The sequence below is a fragment of the Actinotalea sp. genome (assembly GCF_035443605.1).
Lineage (GTDB): Bacteria > Actinomycetota > Actinomycetes > Actinomycetales > Cellulomonadaceae > Actinotalea.
Genome location: NZ_DAORSQ010000152.1, coordinates 1 through 4,291 on the forward strand (window position 1 = coordinate 1; position 4,291 = coordinate 4,291).

6 protein-coding genes are annotated in these 4,291 nt (G+C 74.8%); 2 read left to right on the forward strand and 4 right to left on the reverse strand.

The features are described from left to right. The first annotated feature begins 392 nt into the window (after positions 1–392). On the forward strand, positions 393–1,124 hold the full coding sequence (gene recO, locus PKY62_RS12270; RefSeq protein ID WP_324537368.1) for a DNA repair protein RecO: 732 nt from the start codon (positions 393–395) through the stop codon (positions 1,122–1,124). Then, positions 1,121–1,933, forward strand: coding sequence for an isoprenyl transferase (locus PKY62_RS12275; protein WP_324537371.1), 813 nt, complete (start codon positions 1,121–1,123; stop codon positions 1,931–1,933). The genes recO and PKY62_RS12275 overlap by 4 nt, the downstream gene beginning before the upstream one ends. Positions 1,934–1,994: 61 nt before the next feature. Here the strand turns inward: PKY62_RS12275 and PKY62_RS12280 are convergent, their stop codons facing one another. The 4 genes from PKY62_RS12280 to PKY62_RS12295 all read right to left on the reverse strand — a co-directional run. Next, a complete protein-coding gene (locus PKY62_RS12280; protein WP_324537373.1) occupies positions 1,995–2,537 on the reverse strand; it encodes a DedA family protein in 543 nt (180 codons plus the stop codon). Then, positions 2,538–2,954, reverse strand: coding sequence for a Fur family transcriptional regulator (locus PKY62_RS12285; RefSeq protein ID WP_324537375.1), 417 nt, complete (start codon positions 2,952–2,954; stop codon positions 2,538–2,540). It lies immediately after the preceding gene. Beyond that, positions 2,954–3,910 carry a metal ABC transporter permease gene (locus PKY62_RS12290; RefSeq protein ID WP_324537377.1) on the reverse strand — a complete coding sequence of 319 codons (957 nt, stop codon included), beginning with the start codon at positions 3,908–3,910 and terminating at the stop codon, positions 2,954–2,956. Before PKY62_RS12290 ends, PKY62_RS12285 begins: the two co-directional genes overlap by 1 nt. After that, on the reverse strand, positions 3,907–4,291 hold a 385-nt coding region (locus tag PKY62_RS12295; RefSeq protein WP_324537379.1), incomplete at its 5' end, for an ATP-binding cassette domain-containing protein. The genes PKY62_RS12290 and PKY62_RS12295, both read right to left, overlap by 4 nt.

The window sequence follows — 4,291 nt, forward strand, 5'->3', positions numbered from 1 at the left end:
GGGCCGCGGACCAGCCCTCGTCCCAGCCGAGGCGGGCGAGACCCACCGCGTGCGTGGCGCCGGGTGCGGTCGAGGTGCCGGCGGCGGCGGTGGGCGCGGCGGATCCCGGGGTGACGAGCGGGGGGTCGGGGTGGACGGGGTGGGGCAGCGGGTGCGGCAACGGAGGAGCCCTTCGGGGGGCCCGTGGCGTCAGGGGCGCGGCGGGCGGGGGGAGATGGACGGCGCGACGACGACGGTCATGGCGTCCTCCCCTCGGGCGGTGCGGCGCGGACCCGTCCGGGCCCGACAGGGCGACGCTACGCCGCATGCGGCGACGGCGTCACGCGCTTTCGCGGGAGGTGACGCGGGCGCGGCGGGACGCGCGGCCGTGCGCGACGGGGGACAATGGTCCGGTGAGCCTGTACCGGGACGAGGCGATCGTGCTGCGCGCCCAGAAGCTGGGCGAGGCCGACCGGATCGTCACCCTGCTCACGCGCCAGCACGGCAAGGTCCGGGCCGTCGCCAAGGGCGTGCGCCGCACGTCGTCGAAGTTCGGCTCGAGGCTCGAGCCCTTCATGGTCGTCGACGCGCAGCTCTACACCGGCCGCAGCCTGGACATCGTCACCCAGGTCGAGACGCTCGGACCCTACGGTCGTCAGATCTGCGCCGACTACGCGCTCTACACCACCGGGACGGCGATGCTCGAGACGGCGGAGCGCCTGGTCGAGCAGGAGCAGGAGCCAGCGGTGCAGCAGTACACGCTGCTCGTCGGCGCCGTCCGGTCGCTCGCCGAGCGGGCGCACGCCCCCGGGCTGGTGCTCGACGCCTACCTGCTGCGGGCGCTCGCGATCGCGGGGTGGGCGCCGTCGTTCACCGACTGCGCGCGCTGCGGGGCGCCCGGCCCGCACCGCGCGTTCGCGGTCGGTTCCGGCGGCGCGGTGTGCGCCGCGTGCCGCCCGCCCGGGGCGGCGTCCCCGGCGCCGGAGACCTTCGTGCTGCTCGCGGCCCTGCTCAGCGGGGCGTGGGACCAGGCGGACGCGAGCACAGAGCGCCACCGGCGCGAGGCCAACGGGCTCGTGGCGGCCTTCCTGCAGTTCCACCTCGAGCGCACCCTGCGCTCGATGCGCATGGTGGAGCGCGGATGAGGGCCGGCCAGCGGCGACGGGGCGAGCACCCCGAGCACGTCGTCGTCCCGCCGCCGGCGCACCCCTCGGGCGAGCGCCCACCGGCGGTGCCGCGCGAGCTGGTGCCCCGGCACGTGGCGATCGTCATGGACGGCAACGGCCGCTGGGCCAACGAGCGCGGGCTGCCGCGCACCGCCGGGCACGCCGCGGGAGAGGCCGCGCTGCTCGACGTCGTCGCCGGTGCGATCGAGGTGGGCGTCACGCACGTCTCGGCCTACGCCTTCTCGACGGAGAACTGGAAGCGCTCGCCCGAGGAGGTGCGCTTCCTCATGGGGTTCAACCGCGACGTGCTGCGTCGCCAGCGCGACACGATGCACGCGTGGGGGGTGCGCGTCCGGTGGGCCGGACGGCGCCCACGGCTGTGGCGCTCGGTCATCACCGAGCTCGAGACGGCCGAGGAGCTCACGCGCGGGAACGACGTGTGCACGCTGACGATGTGCGTCAACTACGGCGGCCGCGCCGAGGTGGCGGATGCCGCGCGGCAGATCGCCCGCGAGGTCGCAGCCGGGCGCCTCGACCCGGAGCGCGTCGACGAGCGGACCGTCGCGCGGTTCCTCGACGAGCCGGACCTGCCCGACGTCGACCTGTTCCTTCGGACCTCGGGCGAGCAGCGGACCAGCAACTTCATGATCTGGCAGGCGGCGTACGCCGAGCTCGTGTTCCTCGACGAGTACTGGCCCGACGTCGACCGTCGGCACCTGTGGCGTGCCGTGGAGACCTACGCGCGCCGCGACCGGCGCTACGGCGGGGCGGTCGACGCCGCGACCTGAGGTGCAGCGCACGGTCTCGCGGGCCGTCGGCGGCGACGGCCGGGGTGCGGCCCCGAGGGGTTCAGGCCCCGTGGTCGGCCGGGCTCACGTGCTCGACGGGGTCGTCGTCCAGGGCCAGCGCGTCGACGGACTCGCGCTCGTGGCGCCGGCGTCGCGCGCGCAGCACCAGGGCGGCCGCACCGAGCAGGAGGGCCACGACGACCCCGGCCAGGGCCCACGGGGACCGCGCGGCGAGCGACCCCGCCGCCTGGAACGCCGCCAGCCCGCCCAGCGCGTAGACCGCTGCCCAGACGAGGCAGCCCGGGATCATGGCCAGGGTGTAGCGCACCCAGCGCATCCGGATGAGGCCGGCCCCGGCGTTGACCGCGGTCTGGAAGCCGACGGTGAGGAACGACAACGGGATGATCGGCAGGCCCCAGCGGTCGATGGACGCGATCGCACGGCGCGTCCGCGGGCCGTCGACATGCTCGGCCCAGCGGCTGCGGAGCGTGCCAGCCGCGACGGCCCGGCCCACCCAGTACGTCGCCTGGGCACGCAGGAAGACCACCACGAGGAGGAACCCGTAGACCAGGGCGAACGGGCCGTCCTGGACGAAGCCGGGCACTCAGACCGCCCCGGTGAGCGGGAGGTCGACGCCGGCCGCACGGCACGCCGCGCACCGGCCGGACAGCTCGACGGTGTGCTCGACGTCGTCGAACCCGTGGGACGCGCCCACCTGTGCGGCCCAGGACTCGACCCCGGGCCCGTCGATCTCGACCGTGTGCCCGCACGTCCGGCACACGAGGTGGTGGTGGTGCTCGCGGCGCGCGCAGCGGCGGTAGACCGCCTCGCCGTCGGTGGTGCGCAGCACGTCGACCTCACCCTGCTCGGCGAGCGTCTGCAACGTGCGGTAGACCGTGGCGAGCCCGATGCCCTGACCGCGCTCGCGCAGCAGCTCGTGCAGCTGCTGCGCGCTGCGGAACTCCTCGAGGTCCTCCAGGACGTCGGCCACGGCCGAGCGCTGCCGGGTCATCCGGGCCATCAGTGCGCTCCCGTGGTGAGCTGGTCGGTGGTGCGCGGGTCGTCGTCGATCTCGACGTCGTCGGCGACGTCGGGGTGCGGGTCGACCTGACCCCGCCGCCGTCGATCCCGCCCGAGCAGGGTACGCACCATCGCCACCACGGCGTACACCCCGATCGCCAGGACCACGATGGTGGAGCCCGGCGGGATGTCCTGCCAGTAGGTGATCGAGAGCCCGGCGACGCAGACCAGGACGCCGATCCCCATCGCCGTCGCCATGGTGCGGTGGAACGACGACGTCACGAGCTGGGCCACGGCGACCGGGACGATCATCAGCGCACTGACCAGCAGCAGCCCGACCACCTGCATCGCGACGGTGACCGTGAGGGCAGCGATGACCGCGATGGACAGGTTGAGCGCGCGTACCGGCAGCCCGCTCGCCCGGGCGAACTCCTCGTCGTGGCTCACCGCGAAGAGCGCGGTGCGCAGGCCCACCCCGACCGCGAGCACGAGCACGGCGAGCACCACGGTCAGCCACAGGTCGCCGGTCGTCACGGTCGAGATGGAGCCGAAGAGGTACCCCACGAGGTTGGCGCTGGTGCCGCCTGCCTGAGAGATGATGAGCACGCCGCCGGCGATCCCGCCGTAGAAGAGCAGTGCCAGGGCGACGTCGCCGCTGGTGCGGCCGCGCTCGCGGACGAGCTCGATCGCCAGGGCGCCGACCACCGCTGCCACGACCGCACCCGGGATGGCGAGCACGTCGTCGGGCGCGAGGCCCAGGATGCTGCCGATGAGCCAGCCGAGGGCCACCCCCGTGAGCGCCACGTGACCGATCCCGTCGCCCAGCAGGGACAGCTTGCGCTGCACGAGGTAGGTGCCGATGACCGGTGCCGCCAGGCCCACCAGCAGCGCCGCGACCAGCGCGCGCTGCATGAGCGGGTCGGTGAGCATGCCCACCAGCTCGTCGACGACGTTCATCGGCGCCACTGGATGCTGGGGGCGAGCCCGGGCTCGGCCGCCGCCACGGGGCCCTCGTCACCGTCGTGCGGGTGCAGGTGGACGTGGTCGGCCGCCGCGTGGTCGGGGGACGGGGCCGGCGGGGCGCCGTCGTGCGCCACCGCACCGTGCCGCAGGACGACGGTCCGCTGGATGAGCGGTGCGATCGCGCCGAGCTCGTGCAGCACGACGACCACGGTGGTGCCGCGGTCGATGAGCCGGGTCAGGGCGTCGGCGAACACGCGCTGGCTCGGCAGGTCGACACCCGCGACGGGCTCGTCGAGCACCAGGAGCTCCGGCTCGCGCACGAGCGCCCTGGCGATGAGCACGCGACGCTGCTGCCCTCCGGAGAGGGTGTCGATG